This is a genomic window from Roseateles sp. 22389 (assembly GCF_052044995.1).
Classification (GTDB): Bacteria; Pseudomonadota; Gammaproteobacteria; order Burkholderiales; family Burkholderiaceae_C; genus Roseateles.
The window spans coordinates 164,933-182,040 of the sequence record NZ_JBQEOF010000004.1 but is presented as its reverse complement, the minus strand read 5'-3'; the positions used below and the strand labels follow the sequence as shown (position 1 = coordinate 182,040).

16 protein-coding genes are annotated in these 17,108 nt (G+C 71.0%); 7 read left to right on the top strand and 9 right to left on the bottom strand.

The window, feature by feature from the left end; translation table 11 throughout:
- Positions 1-7 precede the first annotated feature (7 nt).
- Positions 8-472 (top strand): 6,7-dimethyl-8-ribityllumazine synthase, encoded by a 465-nt coding sequence (gene ribH / locus ACTJKJ_RS07660; protein ID WP_091724377.1) that lies wholly within the window; start codon positions 8-10, stop codon positions 470-472.
- The gene (gene nusB / locus ACTJKJ_RS07655; RefSeq protein WP_091724376.1) at positions 469-981 is read left to right on the top strand and encodes a transcription antitermination factor NusB; all 513 of its coding nucleotides are present in this window, start codon (positions 469-471) and stop codon (positions 979-981) included. The genes ribH and nusB overlap by 4 nt, the downstream gene beginning before the upstream one ends.
- A gap of 79 nt (positions 982-1,060) precedes the next feature.
- Here the strand turns inward: nusB and ACTJKJ_RS07650 are convergent, their stop codons facing one another.
- Positions 1,061-2,260: an NAD(P)H-dependent flavin oxidoreductase gene (locus ACTJKJ_RS07650; RefSeq protein ID WP_440820173.1), complete on the bottom strand. Its 1,200-nt coding sequence runs from the start codon at positions 2,258-2,260 to the stop codon at positions 1,061-1,063.
- 340 nt (positions 2,261-2,600) lie between these two features.
- Between ACTJKJ_RS07650 and ACTJKJ_RS07645 the strand changes: the two genes are divergently transcribed.
- The 4 genes from ACTJKJ_RS07645 (at position 2,601) to ACTJKJ_RS07630 (ending at position 8,569) form a co-directional block, all read left to right on the top strand.
- On the top strand, positions 2,601-6,191 hold the full coding sequence (locus ACTJKJ_RS07645; RefSeq protein WP_440820047.1) for an alpha-1,6-glucosidase domain-containing protein: 3,591 nt from the start codon (positions 2,601-2,603) through the stop codon (positions 6,189-6,191).
- Between the two features lie 66 nt (positions 6,192-6,257).
- Entirely contained in the window at positions 6,258-6,854 is a 597-nt protein-coding gene (locus ACTJKJ_RS07640; protein ID WP_440820046.1) for a PEP-CTERM sorting domain-containing protein, read from the top strand.
- Positions 6,855-6,938: 84 nt separating this feature from the next.
- Complete coding sequence (locus ACTJKJ_RS07635) at positions 6,939-8,141, top strand: pyridoxal phosphate-dependent aminotransferase (protein ID WP_440820045.1); 1,203 nt, start codon at positions 6,939-6,941, stop codon at positions 8,139-8,141.
- Positions 8,138-8,569, top strand: a complete 432-nt coding sequence (locus ACTJKJ_RS07630; RefSeq protein ID WP_297382747.1) for an acyl-CoA thioesterase — start codon at positions 8,138-8,140, stop codon at positions 8,567-8,569. Before ACTJKJ_RS07635 ends, ACTJKJ_RS07630 begins: the two co-directional genes overlap by 4 nt.
- 9 nt (positions 8,570-8,578) lie before the next feature.
- Here the strand turns inward: ACTJKJ_RS07630 and ACTJKJ_RS07625 are convergent, their stop codons facing one another.
- Genes ACTJKJ_RS07625 through ACTJKJ_RS07590 form a run of 8 tightly spaced genes read right to left on the bottom strand, consistent with a single transcriptional unit; the run spans position 8,579 to position 15,995 of the window.
- Positions 8,579-8,884, bottom strand: coding sequence for a gamma-butyrobetaine hydroxylase-like domain-containing protein (locus tag ACTJKJ_RS07625; protein WP_440820044.1), 306 nt, complete (start codon positions 8,882-8,884; stop codon positions 8,579-8,581).
- A complete protein-coding gene (locus ACTJKJ_RS07620; protein ID WP_440820043.1) occupies positions 8,881-9,999 on the bottom strand; it encodes a HEAT repeat domain-containing protein in 1,119 nt (372 codons plus the stop codon). The genes ACTJKJ_RS07625 and ACTJKJ_RS07620 overlap by 4 nt, the downstream gene beginning before the upstream one ends.
- A 5-nt stretch (positions 10,000-10,004) precedes the next feature.
- Positions 10,005-10,856 (bottom strand): ABC transporter ATP-binding protein, encoded by an 852-nt coding sequence (locus ACTJKJ_RS07615; RefSeq protein WP_254783405.1) that lies wholly within the window; start codon positions 10,854-10,856, stop codon positions 10,005-10,007.
- A gap of 53 nt (positions 10,857-10,909) precedes the next feature.
- Entirely contained in the window at positions 10,910-11,779 is an 870-nt protein-coding gene (locus ACTJKJ_RS07610) for an ABC transporter permease (RefSeq protein WP_440820042.1), read from the bottom strand.
- Positions 11,780-11,783: 4 nt separating this feature from the next.
- Positions 11,784-13,229, bottom strand: a complete 1,446-nt coding sequence (locus tag ACTJKJ_RS07605) for an ABC transporter substrate-binding protein (RefSeq protein WP_440820041.1) — start codon at positions 13,227-13,229, stop codon at positions 11,784-11,786.
- Positions 13,230-13,245: 16 nt separating this feature from the next.
- Positions 13,246-13,491 carry a 4Fe-4S dicluster domain-containing protein gene (locus tag ACTJKJ_RS07600; protein WP_091724367.1) on the bottom strand — a complete coding sequence of 82 codons (246 nt, stop codon included), beginning with the start codon at positions 13,489-13,491 and terminating at the stop codon, positions 13,246-13,248.
- On the bottom strand, positions 13,488-15,236 hold the full coding sequence (locus tag ACTJKJ_RS07595; protein ID WP_440820040.1) for a fumarate reductase/succinate dehydrogenase flavoprotein subunit: 1,749 nt from the start codon (positions 15,234-15,236) through the stop codon (positions 13,488-13,490). Before ACTJKJ_RS07595 ends, ACTJKJ_RS07600 begins: the two co-directional genes overlap by 4 nt.
- Positions 15,237-15,995: a GntR family transcriptional regulator gene (locus ACTJKJ_RS07590; RefSeq protein WP_091724365.1), complete on the bottom strand. Its 759-nt coding sequence runs from the start codon at positions 15,993-15,995 to the stop codon at positions 15,237-15,239.
- A gap of 266 nt (positions 15,996-16,261) precedes the next feature.
- Here ACTJKJ_RS07590 and ACTJKJ_RS07585 point away from each other — a divergent pair, with 266 nt between their 5' ends.
- The gene (locus ACTJKJ_RS07585) at positions 16,262-17,071 is read left to right on the top strand and encodes a DUF6250 domain-containing protein (RefSeq protein ID WP_297382752.1); all 810 of its coding nucleotides are present in this window, start codon (positions 16,262-16,264) and stop codon (positions 17,069-17,071) included.
- Positions 17,072-17,108: the final 37 nt, after the last annotated feature.

The following is a 17,108-nucleotide window of genomic DNA, read 5'->3' as shown; positions in this document are numbered from 1 at the left end:
GGACCGCATGCAAGGATCTGACAAGGGTCAGTCGACCCGACTCGACGGACGCGGCCTGCGCGTGGGCATCGTCCAGGCGCGCTTCAACGACGAACTGACGACCGCGCTGGCCCAGGCCTGCCGGGCCGAGCTGAACCGGCTCGGCGTCCAGGACGCCGACATCCGCCACGTCACCGTGCCCGGCGCGCTCGAGGTGCCGGTGGCCCTGCAGGCCATGGCCGTCAGCGGCCGCTTCGACGCGCTGGTGGCGCTGGGCTGCATCATCCGCGGCGAGACCTACCACTTCGAACTGGTCGCCAACGAGAGCGGTGCCGGCGTGACGCGCCTGACGCTCGACCACCGCCTGCCGATCGCCAACGCGATCCTGACGGTGGAGAACGAGGAACAGGCCTGGGCCCGTGCCGAAGAAAAGGGCCGCGATGCCGGAACCGTCGCCGTCGAGATGGCGCAGCTGCTGAAAGAACTCAAGTGAACACCAAGGACACCTCCTCTCCCGCCGGCAAGCCCGCGGCCAAGAACGGCGGCAAGCCGGCCGCCAGGAAGGCGCCGGCCAAGTCGGCCCGCCGCCGCTCGCGCGAGCATGCGCTGCAAGGCATCTACCAGTGGCTGGTCACCGGCGAAGACCTCGGCGTGATCGACGCGCACACGCGTGAGCAGGACGGCTTCGACAAGGCCGACCGCGGTCATTACGACAAGGTCTTCCACGGCGCGATCGAGGAAGCGGCCGACCTGGACGCCGTGCTCGCCCGCCACGCCGACCGCAAGACGACCGAGCTCTCGCCCATCGAGCACGCGATCCTGATGATCGGCGCCTACGAGCTGAAGAACTGCATCGACATTCCCTACAAGGTGGCGATCAACGAGGCCGTTGAACTGGCGAAGTCCTTCGGCGGCACCGACGGCCACAAGTACGTCAACGGCGTGCTGGACCGCGCCGCGATCGACCTGCGGCCGGTCGAGGTGAAGGCCGCCCGCGGTTGAGCGCGCGGCGCCTCAGGCGCCAGAAGCTGCAAGGGCCCGGGACGATCCGTCCGCGGGCCCTTTGTCATTGCCTGGCGTCTCAGGCCGCTGGCGTGCCGAGGGGAACCCCGGGCGTCAGCAGGCGTTCCAGCAGCTGCCGCACGCTGGCGATCTGGTCGCCGAACGGCAGTGCGCCGCGACCGCGGAAGAACAGGCCTCTCGCGGTCTCGCCGCGCAGCGCCGAGGCCAGTCGCTGGTCGATGCAGAACTGACCCCAGTCCTTCAAGCCATCGCGCAGGCCGCACTGGCTCAGGCAGTCGAAGGCCAGGGTGCAGCGCTTCTTGAGCTGCGCGACGGACTGCAGGCGCGCCTCCGCGCCCAGGTACTTCTTCAGCCACGGCGTCATCACCGCCCGCGCGGGCAGGCCCGCGACGCTGCAGAACTCGACGAGGTCCTCGTCGCGCGCCTGGGCCAGCACCCGCTTGAACGAGGGATGCGCATCGCACTCCAGCGTCGCGGCGAAAGGCGTGCCGAGTTGCACCGCGTCGGCGCCCAGCGATTGCAGCCGCTGGATGTCCTCGCAGCGCCGCACGCCGCCGGCGGCGATCAGCGGCACCTGGCCCTCGGCGCCCGCATCGCGCAGGAAGCGCCGGACCGCGGGCAGCACGATCTCGAAATCGAAACGGCCATCGCCGAGGTCCGCGACCCGCGCCGCGCCGAGGTGCCCACCCGCATGGCCGGGATGCTCGATGACCACGGCCGCCGGCAGCCGCTGCCGGCGCTCCCATTTCTTCCACAGCAGCGTCACGCCGCGGGCCTCGGACAGGATGGGGACCAGGGCCGTGCGCGGATGGTCCTGCGCGAGCTCGGGCAGATCCAGCGGCAGCCCCGCGCCCACCACCAGCGCGTCGATGCCGGACTCGAGCGCCGTCCGCACCGAGGACGCGTAGTCGCCCACCGCGCGCATCACATTGACCGCCAGCAGGCCGCGCCCTTCGCAAAGCCGGCGAGCCGCCCCGATCTCGCGCGCCAGCGCCTCCTGGTTGGCCTGTTCGATCACGACCTTCTTCTCGTCGCCGTCGCGCATCGACTCGCTGCGGGCCATGAGGTCGGGATGATGACGCCGCAGGTCCACCGACGCGATCGTGCCCCAGGCGCCCTGCCCCGCGACGCTGCCGGCCAGCCGGTGCGCCGAAACCCCCACCCCCATGCCTCCTTGGACGATGGGCAGCAGGTCGCGGCCGGCGAGGCGCAAGGGGCGCAATCCGGCGGCGCGGACGCGGTCGAGGAGCGAAGCCATGGTCATGGTCGGGGTTCCGGGAAAAACGAAAGCCCGGATGGTGGCGGCTCGAGCACCGATGCGCCTTGACGCCGCTCAACAAGGGCCCGGGGCGCCCGGCTGCGAGCTCGTGTTGAATTCGCTGCGCCAGCGTGGGCGGTCGACAACGGCACCGCCTGGCCGATACGCGGCGGTGAAATAAAACTACGACCGCCAAGCGGAACTTGGACCCGGCACGACCGATCCTGTCCCTTGCGCTGTCCCATTCAGCCAGGACATGTAGCGAAACTTCGGGGTTTCACTAGTCTGTTCCGTAGTTTTACTTCAATAGCATCCGCCGACCTTTTGAGGGGGCAAGGCGATGCGCATCGGAACTGGGGCGGGTTGGCGAGCGGTGCTGGGCATCTGGGCGATCGCCCTGAGCGGGCTGCTCAGCGCGTGCGGCGGCGGCAGCGGCGAGGCCGATACGCCCCGCGTCCAAGCCACGGGCGCAGCCGCTTCGGCTGCGAGCGAGCTCGGCGTCACCGTGCTCGCCGCCGTTCCCGATCCCGCCAGCGGCGGCGCCAGCCGCGCACGCGCCGCCGCGGTCGCCTCGCCGGACGCGCCGGCCACCTCGCTGCGCGTCCACTACCGCCGCGCCGATGGCAACGCGGCCGGCTGGCAGATCCACACCTGGAACGCAGCCGGCAGTCCCAACTGGAACGAAGGCTGGAACGCCAGCGGGAGCGACGACTTCGGCGTGTACTACGACGTGCCGCTCGTGGCCGGCAGCGGCACCGTCGGCTTCCTCTTCCACAAGGGCGACGAGAAGGACAACGGCGGCGCCGACCAGTCCCTGGTCCTGCAAGCCGGGGCCAACGAAGTCTGGCGCCTGCAGGGCGACGGCACGACCTACACCAGCAACCCGCTGGGCCAGCCGGCGCCCGACCTCACGACGGTGCGCGTCCATTACAAGCGCTTCGACGCCAACTACGCGGCCTGGGGCCTGCACCTATGGAATGGCAGCGGCCTGGACACGGCCGCCCTGCCCGCCGGCGTCACCATCGACCGCTGGAACCAGCCGGTGCCGTTCAGCGCGATGCCGGGGCACGCGCTGGGCAGCGACGAGGTGGTCTTCGACCTGCCGGTGCTCAATCCGCGGGACGACGCCAGCCGCAAGGGGCTGGAATTCATCATCCACGGCATGCCGCCCAACGAGAACGACAAGGACGGCCGCGACAACAACCTGCGCGTCGAGTTCGGCGCGCTGACGGTGCAGAACCGCGTCGGTCAGATCTGGCTGGTCGAGGGCGACGCCACCGTCTACACCGCACCGCCGGACCTGCGCCAGGTGTCCAGCACCGATGCGCGCGCGGTGTGGCTCAACCAGACGCTGGTCAAGTGGCCCCGCGTCAGCGCCAGCGGCGGCGTGCGGCTCTACCACTCGGCCACCGGCCAGATCGCCATCGCCGCCGGTGCGGCGGTGACGGGCGCCGACGGCTTCATCACGCTGGACGCCTTCACCGGCACCGTGCCGGAGGCCGCGGCCCGGCGCTTCAAGTACGTGGCCAGCGGCGGGGTCTTCGCGGTGCGCCCGGACGACATCGCGCGCCTGCCCGGCCTGCATCAGCAGCAACTGGTGCTGGCGCAGGTCGACGCCGACGGCCGGGTGCTGAACGCGACGACCGCCCAGATCGCCGGCGCGCTCGACGACCTCTATGCGGCCGCCTATGAGGTGCCGGACCTGGGCGCCGTCGTGGCGAGGGGGAGCACCAGCTTCAAGGTCTGGGCCCCGACCGCGCAGAACGTCCAGCTGGTGCTGACCACACCGATCGGCGCTTCCCCGCTGACCCGCACGACGACGGAGTCCATGACCCGCGATGCCGCGACCGGCGTGTGGCACCTGAGCAAGCCCGGCAGCCTGCACGGGGCGACCTATCGCTACCAAGTGCAGGTGTTCGTCAAGGGCGTGGGACTGGTGCGCCAGTTGGTGGCCGATCCCTACTCGCGAGGCGTGACGCTGGGCGGGCAGCAGAGCGTGGTGATGGACCTCGACGCCGGCGCCACCAAGCCGCCCGGCTGGGACGCCGGTGCGCCGCCGGCGACGGTGAACGCGCCATCGGACCTGAGCATCTACGAGCTGCACGTGCGCGACTTCTCGATCAACGACGCCACCGTGCCCGCGGCGCGGCGCGGCAAGTACCTGGCCTTCGCCGAAACCGGCTCCAACGGCATGCGGCATCTGGCGGCGCTGGCCGCGGCGGGCCTGACCGACGTGCACCTGCTGCCGGCATTCGACTTCGCCACCGTCAACGAGAAGGGCTGCGTGACGCCCTCGCCCACCGGCCCGCCCGACGGCGAGACCCAGCAGGCCGCCGTGGCCGCCTCGGCCGCCACCGACTGCTTCAACTGGGGCTACGACCCGCAGCATTTCTCGACGCCCGAGGGCAGCTACTCGAGCAACGCGAGCGATCCGGTGGCGCGGGTGGTCGAGTTCCGCCGCATGGTGCAGGCGCTCAACGCGGCCGGCCTGCGGGTGGGCATGGACCTGGTCTACAACCACACGACCTCGTCGGGGCAGAGCGCCACCTCGGTGCTGGACAAGGTCGTGCCGAACTACTACTTCCGCTACAACGCCAGTGGCGGCATCGAGCGCTCGACCTGCTGCGAGAACACCGCGTCCGAGAACCTCATGATGGGCAAGCTCATGATCGACTCGGCGGTCATCTGGGCGCGCGACTACCGCATCAGCTCGCTGCGCTTCGACATCATGGGCCACCATCCGCGCGCGGTCATGGAGACGCTCAAGGCCCGCGTGGCGCAGGCCGCCGGGCGCGAGGTGCAGATCGTCGGCGAGGGCTGGAACTTCGGCGAGGTCGCCAACGGCGCGCGCTTCGTGCAGGCGGAGATGCTGTCACTGAACGGCTCGGGCATCGGCAGCTTCAATCCGCTGATCCGCGACGCGGTGCGCGGCGGCGGTTGCTGCGATTCGGGCGCGGCGCTGCGGGCCAACCAGGGCTACGTGAACGGCTTCTTCTATGACAGCAACGGCTGGAACGCCGGCCAGACGCGCGGCGAGCTGATGTGGCAGGCGGACCGGATCCGCGCGTCGATGGCGGGCTCGATCCGCGGCTTCCAGATGCAGACGAGCTGGGACGAGACCCTGCGGCTCGAGCAGATCGACGTCGGCGGCATTCCCGCCGGCTGGGTGCTGGAGCCGGGCGAGGTCGTCAACTACGTCGAGAACCACGACAACCTCACCCTGTTCGACAACAACGTGTTCCGCCTGCCGGCCGGCACCAGCCGCGAGGACCGCGCCCGCGTGCAGGTCCTGGCCAGCGCGATCAACGCGTTCAGCCAGGGGGTGGCGTATTTCCATGCGGGCGGCGACACGCTTCGAAGCAAGTCGCTGGACCGCAACAGCTACGACAGCGGCGACTGGTTCAACCGGCTGGACTGGACCTATGTCGACAACAACTTCGGCGTGGGCCTGCCGCCTGCGCGGGACAACGCCGACAACTGGTCCCTGGCGAGACCGCTGCTGGCCGACGCGGCGATCAAGCCGGGCGCCGCCGACATCGCCTGGACGCGCGACGCGTTCCGCGACCTGCTGCGCATCCGCAAGAGCTCGACGCTGCTGCGGCTGCGCACCGCGGCGGACATCCAGGCGCGGCTCAGTTTCCTGAACACCGGGTCGGCGCAGGAGGCGACGGTGCTGGTCGGGCGGCTGAACGGCGTCGGTTATCCGGGGGCCAACTTCGACGAGCTGGTCTACCTGATCAACGTCGACAAGACGGCGCATGCGCTGACTCTGCCCGCGCTGGCGGGCCATGCGCTGGTGCCGCATCCGGTCCACGCGACCGGCGCGGACGCCCGCGCGCGCCAGGCCCGCTTCGACCGCGCGACCGGTCGCTTCGAGCTGCCGGCGCGCACGGCCGTCGTGTTCGTCGTTCCCGCCGCCTCCGCGCGCTGAATCCACACGCTGAATCCACGTGTTGAATCCACCCCCTGATTCCATCCGCCGATGAAAGTCCTCCCCATGACAAGCTCCCCTTCCGCAGCGGCCCTGGCCGCCTGGTCGCTGGCCACGGTGATGGCGCTCGGCGCCGCTGGCGCGCAGGCAACGCCGGTCGCCATCGACGTCAGCGGCGCGCAGAGCATGGACCTGCCGGGCGATGCCGGAAACACGGTCTGGTTCGTCGACGTCGGCGCACACGCGGCGCTGAACGCGCTGAGCTGGTCGGTCACGCTGGAGGCGTTCTCGCCGAGCGTGCTGTCGGAGATGCAGCTGAGCTTCGGTGCATCGAGCGGGCTGGAGCAGATCACCTTCGCGCCGGGCGACGGCGATTTCCTCAGCGGCACGGGCAGCTACACGGGGATGCTCGACCTGCGCGGCCTGGGCGTGAGCGCCGGCGCGGACGGCCTGCTGCGCCTGGAGTTCAGCGAGGCCTTCAAGGACCTCGCGCCCGGCGTGGCCGATGGCCGTTGGCTGGGCGGCACGCTGAGCTTCGACGTGACGACCGCCTCGGCCGTGCCGGAGCCGGCGAGCCTGGCGCTGGTGCTGGCGGGCCTGGCCGCGATGGCGGGGATCGGTCGCCGCGTGGCCCGATCCCACGCGCCTCGCCGTCCCGGCTGATGCCGGCGGGGTGACCCGGGGCGAGGCGGCGGCGGTGCGCGCGCCAAAACTAGAATGGCGGCCGCACAGCACTTGCACCCAGCGATGAGACTCTCCGATCGCGTCCAGGCCATCGATCCCTTCTACGTCATGGAATGCGCCAAGCGCGCCGACGCGATCGCCCGCTCGGCGGTCTGCGATCCGGCGCAGGGCGGCCGGCCCATGATCTACCTGAACATCGGCGAGCCCGACTTCGGCGCCAGCCCCGCCGTCCGCGAGGCCGCCGCGCGCTTCACCGCCGCCGGCCGCATCCCCTACACCCATGCCAACGGCCTGCGCACGCTGCGCGAGCGCGTCGCCGACTGGTACCGGCAGACGCAGCGGCTGACGATCGATCCGGACCGCATCGTCATCACCGCCGGCGCCTCGGCCGCGCTGCAGCTCGCCTGCCTGGCGCTGTTCCAGGCCGGCGACGAGGTGCTGATGCCCGACCCCAGCTATCCCTGCAACCGGCACTTCGTCGCCGCGGTCGATGCGACGCCGGTGCTCATTCCCTCCACCGCCGCCGAGCGCTTCCAGCTCAGCCTGGACCGCCTGCGGCCGCACTGGACCGAACGCAGCCGCGGCGTGCTGCTGGCCTCGCCGAGCAACCCGACCGGCACCTCGATCGCGCCGGAGGAACTCGCCCGCATCCACGCCTTCGTGCGCGAGCGCGGCGGCGTCACGATCGTCGACGAGATCTACCAGCCGCTGAGCTTCGACAGCCGTTACGCGCGCAGCGCGCTGGCGCTGGGCGACGACGTGGTGTCGATCAACAGCTTCTCGAAATACTTCGGCATGACCGGCTGGCGCCTGGGCTGGCTGGTGCTGCCCGAGGCGATGGTCGGTGCCGTCGAGAAGCTCGCGCAGAACCTCTACATCTGCCCGTCCACGATCGCGCAGCAGGCCGCCCTCGCCTGCTTCGAGCCCGATTCCATCGCCGAGTACGAGCGCCGGCGCGAGGAACTGCGCCGTCGCCGCGACCTGGTCGTGCCCGCGCTCGAGGCCATGGGCCTGCCGGTGCCAGTGCCGCCCGACGGCGCCTTCTACGCCTGGGCCGACGCCTCCGGCACCGGCCTGGGGAGCTGGGACCTGTGCATGGACCTGATGACGCATGCGCAGGTCGCGCTCACGCCCGGCCGCGACTTCGGCCCCGCCTTCGGCGAGCGCTTCCTGCGGCTGTCCTTCGCCTCCAGCATGGACGACCTGCGCGAGGCGCTGGCCCGCATCCGCGTGCGCCTCGACCAGCTGAAGGCCCGCGCCGCATGAACGCCACGCCCGACGCCTCGACGACGCCCGCCCAGTCCCCGACCTTCGAGCTGGAGCTGAAGGTGCGGGACTACGAATGCGACATGGACCATGTCGTCAACAACGCGGTCTACCTCAACTACCTGGAACACGCCCGGCACGAGCTGCTTGAGACCCGGGGGCTGAAGTTCGGCGAGCTGTCCCGGCGCGGCATCAGCCTGGTCGTCACCCGCGTGGAGATCGACTACAAGGGCTCGCTGGTCAGCGGCGACACCTTCGTCGTTCGCACCACGCTGCGGCGCCAGGGACGGATCCGCTTCCTGTTCGACCAGACCATCCATCGGCGCGCGGACGATCGCCTCATGCTGAAGGCGGTGGTCACCGGCACCGCGTTGAACGCCAAGGGCCGGCCCGAGTTCCCGCCCGAGATCGAGCAGGCCTTCGGGTAGATCGGCGCTTCACCGGCTCTCGCCCGCCTCCGAGGCGCCCATCTCGCGCAGCAGCGACCACGGATAGATGCCCCGGTCGTGTCCGTCGCTGAAGCTCAGCTGCAGCGCGTAGTGCCCCACCAGTTCCGCCTGTCTCAGCGCGACCTCGGGGTCGCCGGCGGATGACACTGCGCCCTTCAGCGCTGCCGCCTTGCAATGCGCGCAGCGGCAGGCCGCACGCAGGGCCGAAGCCGCCAGCACGAGTTCGCCATCCGGCCAACGCAAGAGCAGATGGCCGGCGTGGAGCTCAACCGCCTGGGGCGCGTCGCCGCTCATGACAGGCGCTGGCGCGCCAGCCTCGCAGCCTTGCGCACTTCCGGATCGGGGTCGGCGTCGGCCGCCTCCAGCGCCGGCAGCGCGCGCGGGTCGCCGATCTCGCCCAGCGCGATCGCCGCCTCCTTGCGCAGGTTGCCCGCGCGGTGGGCCAGCGCCTCGATGAGCACCGGCAGCGCCGCCGCGTCGCGCAGGCGGCCCAGCGAGCGCGCGGCGCGCAGGCGCACCTGCCAATACGCGTCCGTCATTGCCTGCCGCAAGGCCACCGCGAGTTCGATGGTCCCGCTGCCCTCGTTGCCCGAGCTGGCTTCACCGGCGTCGATGGCGCCGTTGACGTCGTTGGCTGCGCCGGGCGCGTTCGCCGCGCCGCCTGCATTGGCGGCATTGACGGCGTTGATGGCGTCGGCATCACTGCCGTGACTGCTCGCGATCTGGCCCAGCTTGCCCAGCGTCGTCGCCGCCTCCTCGCGGACCTGCCAGGCCGGATCGCGCAGCGCCGCGCACAGGGCCGGCAGCACCGACGGCGCCTCGCCGGCCGCCGCGAGGCCCAGCGCCCCCGCCGCCGCGCGGCGCACCTCGGCGTCCTCGTCGCCGATGGCCAGGCGCGCGAGCGCCGGCAGCGCCGCCGCATGCTTCAACCAGCCCAGCACCCCGACGGCCTCGCGGCGCACCGCCGGATCGGCATGAGCCAGCGCGGCCGTCGCCGGCGCCGCGGCCGCCGGCACGCGCAACTCCTTCAGCGCGCGCAGGGCCGCGGCGCTCACGAAGCCGTCCGCATGGCCCACCCGGGGAACGAGCCGCGCCCCCGCCTCGGCGTCCTTGAGCTCGGCCAGCGACTGCGCCGCGGCCTCGCGCACGGTCGCCTCGTCCGCGAGCGCATCGGCCAGCGCCTCCACCACCTCGCCGTCGCCCCAGCCGGCGAGCGCGCGCGCCGCCTCGGCGCGCAACGCCGGATCGGGATCGCCGCGCAACACGGTGACGAGGGCCGGCAGCAGCGCCTCGTCCTCGACGTCGGTGAAATCGAGCAGCGCGACACGCCGCACGCCCGCGTCGGGGCTGGTCAGGCGTTGCCGCAGAACGGCGGAACGGGGATCGATGTCAGGGGAAACAAGGCTCATGGTCATCAGGTGGCGAAGCGCCATTGCGGCGGCAGGGAGGGCGACCCCAGCGGCGTGAGCCGCTCGAGCGCGGGCGCCCGCGCGTCGTGCCTCAGCAGCGCGAGGCACCGGCGCTTGAGCGCGACGAAGGCGGGATCGGTGAGATGCGCGGCGCGGCGCGGGCGCTCGAAGGGAACGTCCAGCGCCTCGACGATGCGGCCCGGACGCGCGCTGAGCACCAGCACCCGGTCGGCCAGGAACAGGGCCTCGTCGATGTCGTGGGTGACGAAGACGACGGTCGGCGAGAGCCGCGCCCACAGGTCCAGCAGCAGTTCCTGCATGCGCGCGCGGGTCAGCGCGTCCAGCGCGCCGAAGGGCTCGTCCATCAGCAGCACGCGCGGATGGTTGATCAGCACGCGCGCGATCTCCACCCGCTGCTGCATGCCGCCGGACAGTTCGCGCGGATAACGATGCTCGAAGCCCGCCAGGCCGACCATCCCGATCAGCTGCCGGGCCTCGCGTTCGCGCGTGGCGCGGTCCACGCCTTTCATCTTCAGCCCGTAGGCGACGTTGTCGAGCACCGTCTTCCAGGGGAACAGCGTGTGCTGCTGGAACACCAGGCCGCGCTCCGGGTCCGGACCCCCGATGAGCGCGCCGTCGAGCCGCAGCTCACCGCGCGCGGGCCGCAAATGCCCGGCCAGCGCGCCCAGCAGCGTCGACTTGCCGCAGCCCGAGGGGCCCAGCAGGCAGATGAACTCGCCGGGCGCGGCGTCGATCGTCACCTCGCGCAGGACCTCGACACGCGCGTTCCCCTGACCGACCTCGATGCTCACCTGCTCGATCAGGAGCCGGCTGCCACGCGGCGGCGCGGGCTGCACGGCTTGCACGGGCGGCACCGATTGCACCGTCTGCACTGATTGCACGGACGCTGTCATTGCGCCTCCCGCTGCGGGCGATACCACGGCATCAGTCGCCGCCCGGTCCACTGGATCAGCGCGCTGCTGCCCATGCCCAGGGCGCCGATCAGCAGCATGCCGACCACGATGTTGGGATAGTTCTGCACGGTGTAGGACTCCCAGGTGAAGTAGCCGATGCCGTACTGGCCGGCGATCATTTCCGCGGTCACGAGGCAGAACCAGCAGGTGCCCATGCCGATGGACAGCCCGGTGACGATGCTGGGTGCGGCCGCCGGCGCGATCACCTCGGCGAAGAGCCGCCAGCGGCGCGTGCCCAGGCTGCGCGCCGAGGCCACCAGCCGCGGGTCGACCGCCTCCACGCCATGGACCGTGTTGAGCAGGATGGGGAACACGGCGCCGGTGAAGGTGATGAACACCATGCTGCCTTCCGAGGACGGGAACATCAGGATGGCCAGTGGGATCCAGGCCACCGCCGGAATGGGCCGCAGCACCTCCAGCGGCGGCAGGAGCAGCTCGCGCGCCAGGCGCAGGCGCCCGATCAGCAGGCCCAGGCCGACGCCGGCCAGCACCGCCGCACCGAAGCCCAGCCCGATGCGCAGCAGGCTGCTTCCCAGATGCGCGCCGAGCTTGGGCGAGCGCAGCAGCGCCCAGGCGGCGCCCAGCACCTCGGCCGGCGCCGGCACGTTGGCGAAGGTGATCAGCCCGAGGTTCACGCGCGTCGTCGCCGCCAGGTGCCACAGCGCCAGGCACAGCAGCAGCGACGCGATCGGCAGCCCGCCGCGCCGCCACCGCGCGGAGCGGACACCGCGGGTCGCGTTGGCCGAGGATGTCGACGGCGGTGTCACCGTCGAGGCCGCCGGGGCCAGGGAAGGAACGACGCTCATGTCGTCACAGCGCCGTCGACCCGGCCGCCTTCGCGCCGGCGAAGTCGAGCACGCGGCCGCGATTGGCCGCCGCGTAGGCCGCGGCGGCGTCCTTCTGCAGGAAGGCGCTGAGCTGCCCCTTCGCATCGATCGCGTACCAGCTGGTCGGCGCCAGCAGCTTGATCCGGTGGATCAGGTCGTGGACGTAGACCGCGCGCGCCTTGCCGCCGGCCGCCTCGATCCGGCGCAGGTCGGCGAGCGCGTTCTCGATGCTCGCGTAGTGACGCACCTTGGGCTCGCCCTGGACCCAGATGCCGGCGGCGCGCTGCACGTCGGTGATCGGCCGGCCGGTCGTCGCATCGACGGCCTTCAGCGGCAGCTTGTCCCGGTTGGCGAGCCGCTGCTCGTAGTCCAGGCCGGACTGCTTGAACGCGGCGCGGATGTAGCGGTCGTCGATGAAGCTGTCCGCGTTCAGCGGCGAGTCGCGCCCCATCAGCTTGAGCGTCTCGATCGAGGTCCTCAGCGCCTGCCGGTATTCCGGCTTCCAGGTGAGGTCGCGCGTCTGCAGGCCCAGCGGCCCGTGGTACAGGTAGTTCACCGCCGCGTCGATGCCGGTCACCTGCTCGATCAGCAGGCTGTACTTCTCCGGATCGGCGGCGATCAGGCGGTCCGCCTCCAGGGCCGCGCGCAGGAAGGCGACGACCACCTCCGGATACCTGGCCGCATAGTCCGCGCTGACCAGCGAGCCGTGGTACGTGGGCGCGTTGGCCTGCGCGCCGTCATAGATCTTGCGGGCGACGCCGCGGTGCTCGAACAGCTCGACGAAGGGCACGAAGTCCGCATGCGCCTCGATCCTGCCGGCCTGCAACGCGGGGCCGGCGACCTCGGGCGCCTGGGTGATGATGGTCACGTCCTTCTGCGGATCCCAGCCCTGCGCGGCCACCGCGCGCAGCAGCATGCCGTGAGCGGTGGAGGCGAACGGCACCGAGATGGTGTGGCCCTTGAGCTCCGACAGCAGCGTGACCTTGGAGTCGCGCGGCACCACGATGCCGTTGCCGCTGCCCAGCGTGCTGCCCGACAGCACCGTGATGAACACGCTGCGCTTGCCGGCCTTGAGGAAGGCCGCGCCGTTGTTGGAGCCGGGGAAATCGGCCATGGAGCCGATGTCGAGCTTGTCGGCGACCATCTCGCTGGTGAGCGGCGCGCCGGAGGTGAAGTTCTTCCACTGGATGTCGTAGCGGACCTCCTTGTAGCGGCCGTCGCGCGGCAGGTACTTCTCCAGCAGCTTCAGCTCGCGGATCAGCAGGCCGCCGGTGGCGCAGTTGATCGTCGTGTCCTGCGTGCCGATGGCCACGCGGATGGTCTCGGCGCGGGCACTGGCGGGCGCGCCGGCCAGTGCGACGGTCAACGAGGTGGTCAGCGCGACCGTCAGCGCCGCGGTCGGCAGCACGCTCAAGGGCTTGAAAGGCATCTCGGGTTCTCCGGTGTCAACGCAGCAGGTAGGGGATGTCGACGCGCACCGCGCCGGTCGGGCAGTCCTTCTCGCAGGGCATGCAGTACCAGCACTCGTCGAACTTCATGTAGGCCGAGCCCTTGACCAGGTCGATGGCCAGGACGTCGAGCGGACACACGTCCACGCAGACGGTGCAGCCCTTGTCGGCGATGCACTTGTCGGCGTCGACGGTCACCGGGACGGCGCTGGGATGGAAGGCAAGCGGGGCGATGGTGGTCATGCGGGAAGGGCCTCGGTGGGAGCCTCGATGAGCGTGGCGATGCGCAGCTGCCGGTAGGCATTGCGGTCGGCGTCGGCGATGGGGACGAGGTAGGGCTCGATGGCGCGCTTGAAGCTGACCATCCGGCCCTGCCCGTCCTTCATCAGCTGGGCGTGGCAGAACCACTGCGCGTCGTCGCGATCGGGGAAGTCGACACGCGCGTGGTACAGGCCCCAGCGGCTCTCGGTGCGGTAGAGCGAGGCGCGGGCGGCCATCTCGGCGCAGTCGCGGATGGCATGCACCTCCAGCGCCCGCATCAGCTCGTGGGGCTCGCGCGCCTTGAGCCGGTCCAGGTCCTCGCGGATGGCCTCGAAGCGCTCCAGGCCGATCTCCATCTTGCGGGTCACCTTGGGCGGCTGCAGGTAGTCGTTGACCATGCGGCGCAGCTTGTATTCGACCTGGTTGGGCGGCAGGCCGTCCTCGCGCAGCAGCGGCGCCCAGACGCGGCGGCGCTCGTCCTCGACCTGGCCCGCGTCGACCGCGGCCAGGCCGTGCGCCGCGCTGAAACGGGCGCTGCTCTCGCCCGCCAGCTTGCCGTAGACGAAGGCGCCCAGCATGTAGTTGTGCGGCACGCAGGCCATGTCGCCGGCGGCGTGCAGGCCGGGCACGGTGGTGCGCGCGTGCTCGTCCACCCAGACGCCGGAGGCCGAATGGCCGCTGCACAGGCCGATCTCGGAGATGTGCATCTCAACCATGCGCTCGCGGTAGTCGGTGCCGCGGCCGGCGTGGAAGCGGCCGCGGCTGGGCCGCTCGTTGGTGTGCAGGATGGTCTCGATGGCGGAGATGGTCTCCTCGGCCAGGTGGTCCAGCTTCAAGAACACCGGACCTTTGCCGCCCTGCAGTTCGCGGTGGAACTCCCACATCATCTGGCCGCTCCAGTAATCGCATTCGATGAAGCGCTGGCCCTCGGCGTTGGTGGTGTAGCCGCCGAAGGGACCGGTGACGTAGGCGCAAGCCGGGCCGTTGTAGTCCTTGATGAGCGGGTTGATCTGGAAGCACTCCAGGCCGGACAGCTCCGCGCCCGCGTGGTAGGCCATCGCGTAGCCGTCGCCGGCGTTGGTGGGGTTCTCGTAGGTGCCGAAGAGATACCCCGACGCCGGCAGCCCCAGCCGTCCCGCCGCGCCGCAGCTCAGCACGACGGACCTGGCGCGGATCACGTGGAAGTCGGCGGTGCGGCAATCGAAGCCCATCACGCCGGCGATGCGGCCGTCCTCGGCGGTGAGCAGCCGCGTCGCCACGACGCGGTTGGTGATCTCCACGCGGGCGCGCTTGAGCTGCCGGTACAACACCTTCTTGATGTCGTGCCCTTCCGGCATCGGCAGCACGTAGCTGCCCATGTGGTGGACCTTGCGCACGGCGTAGTCGCCGGTCTCGTCCTTCTCGAAACGCACGCCCCAGCGGTCCAGCTCCTCGATCATCGGGAAGCTGCCCTGCGCGTAGGCCATCACCGTCTTCTGGTTGACGATGCCGTCGTTGGCGATGGTGATCTCGCGCACGTACTGCTCCGGCGTGGCGTGGCCGGGGATGACGGCGTTGTTGAGGCCGTCCATGCCCATGGAGATCGCGCCGCTGCGCTTGACGTTGGCCTTCTCCAGCAGCAGCACGCGCAGCGCCGGATTCGCCTGCTTGGCCTTGACAGCCGCCATCGGTCCGGCGGTGCCACCGCCGACGACGACCACGTCGTATTCATGTTCGAAGGTCTGCATTCAGCGCTCCTGGCGGTGACGGTCGACGCGCAGCCGGTACTGGAAGGCGTCGGCCCGGAAGTGGAGGTATTCGAAGTCGATCGGGCGTCCCTGCGCGTCGTGGGTGAGCCGCTCGATGCGCAGCACCGGCGCGCCTTCGCTCATGCCGAGCGCCTCGGCCAGTTCGGCGTCGGCGAGCGTCGCGTCGATCTTCATGTCGGCGTGGCCCAGCGGCAGCCCGCATTCGTTCTCGAGAATCAGGAAGATGTCGCGGGTGACCAGGTCGGCCTGGGCGAGCTTGCGGCCGATCGCGGCCGGCACGTAGGTGAGCTCCAGCGACACCGGCGCGCGGTCGAGCAGCCGCACGCGCCGGATCTCGGCCACCGGCGCGCCGTCCTCCAGGCCGAGGCGCCGGGCGACCTCGCGCTCGGCCGCGACGAAGCGCAGGCCGCGCAGCTGGTTGAGCACCTCGTGGCCCTGGGCCGACATGGACTCGGCGAAACCCATCAGGCTGCTGACGTTCTGGAAGGCCTTGGGCCGGGAGACGAAGCTGCCCTTGCCCTGCAGCGTGTAGATCAACCCTTCGCGCTGCAGCGCGCCCAGCGCCTGGCGCAGCGTGATGCGACTGACGCCGAAGGCGGCGCCGAGTTCGCTCTCGGACGGCAACTGGGACAGCGGCGCGTAGGTGCCGTCCAGGATCCGGGCGCGCAGGGTGTTCTTGACCTGCGCATGCAGGGGCGCGCTGGGCAGCGCGATGAGTTCGGCCGTGTTCGGTTTCATCCAGGTCCAACCTGTCATGACGAGTTGGAGCGAAGCCTAGGCAGGCGGACCGGTGGCGCGAACCAAGATTCCCGCATATCGATATCGGATCGCGCGAGGAGACGCAGGCCGCGGCGCATGGGCGCGCGTCGTCGGGCGCGAGCGGTCACGCCCGTCGATGGGCAAGCACGAAATCGGCATGTGGCTGGCGGGATTTCGCATTTGCCGGGGCGGGAGGCCGGCCAACATAGTCGCGCCCTGTCCTGTCACCACGCCTTGAATCACCGATGCACCCGTTGAGCGCGAAGGGCCGCGGCCCGGCCCCTGCGCATGCGCCGCACCAGGAAGAGATCCACCGCCCGTCCCGCGCTGTCGCATGGCTGCTGGGACTCGCGAGCCTGGCCGCCCACGGCCAGGAAGCGCCCGGCACGGTCCTGGCGTCGGACGACTTCCGCCACGGCACCGGCGCCTGGCGCATCGAGCGGCAGTCGCCCGACAGCCTCGTGCGCGCCGAGGACGGCGTGCTGGACCTGCAGGCGAGCGCCGGACTGACGCTCTGGTATCGCCAGCCCTTCAGCGGCGATTACGAAATCCAGCTCACCGCGACGCCGCTCAAGGCGTCGTTCCCGGGCCTGCCGGACCGGGTGTCCGACCTCAACCTGTTCTGGAACGCCACCACCGCCGAGGGCGGTGATCCCGGCGCGCGGCAGGCCGACGGCGCGCTCGCCAGCTACGACGCGCTGCGCCTCTACTACCTCGGCTTCGGCGCCAACGGCAACCGCAGCACCCGCCTGCGCCGCTATGACGGCACCGCCGCCAGGCCGCAGGTCGCCGGCTATGCCGACCCGTCGCTGGCCACCGCCGACGACCGGCTCGGCGCGCCGCCCGCGTTCGCGCGCTTGAAGGACGGCGAAGCGGTGCGCCTGCGCATCCAGTCGCGCGCGTCGCCGGGCCAGGCGGCCGAGCTGCGCGTCCTCGCCGATGAGCAGCTGGTGTTCGCGTGGACGGATCCCGCGCCGTACCGCCACGGCTGGCTCGCGCTGCGCACCACGGCCAGCCATCTGCGGATCAAGGATTTCCGCGTTCTGCGGCTCTGAACAGTCCTCCCGCCCGCGCCGTCGCGACGCCGCTTCC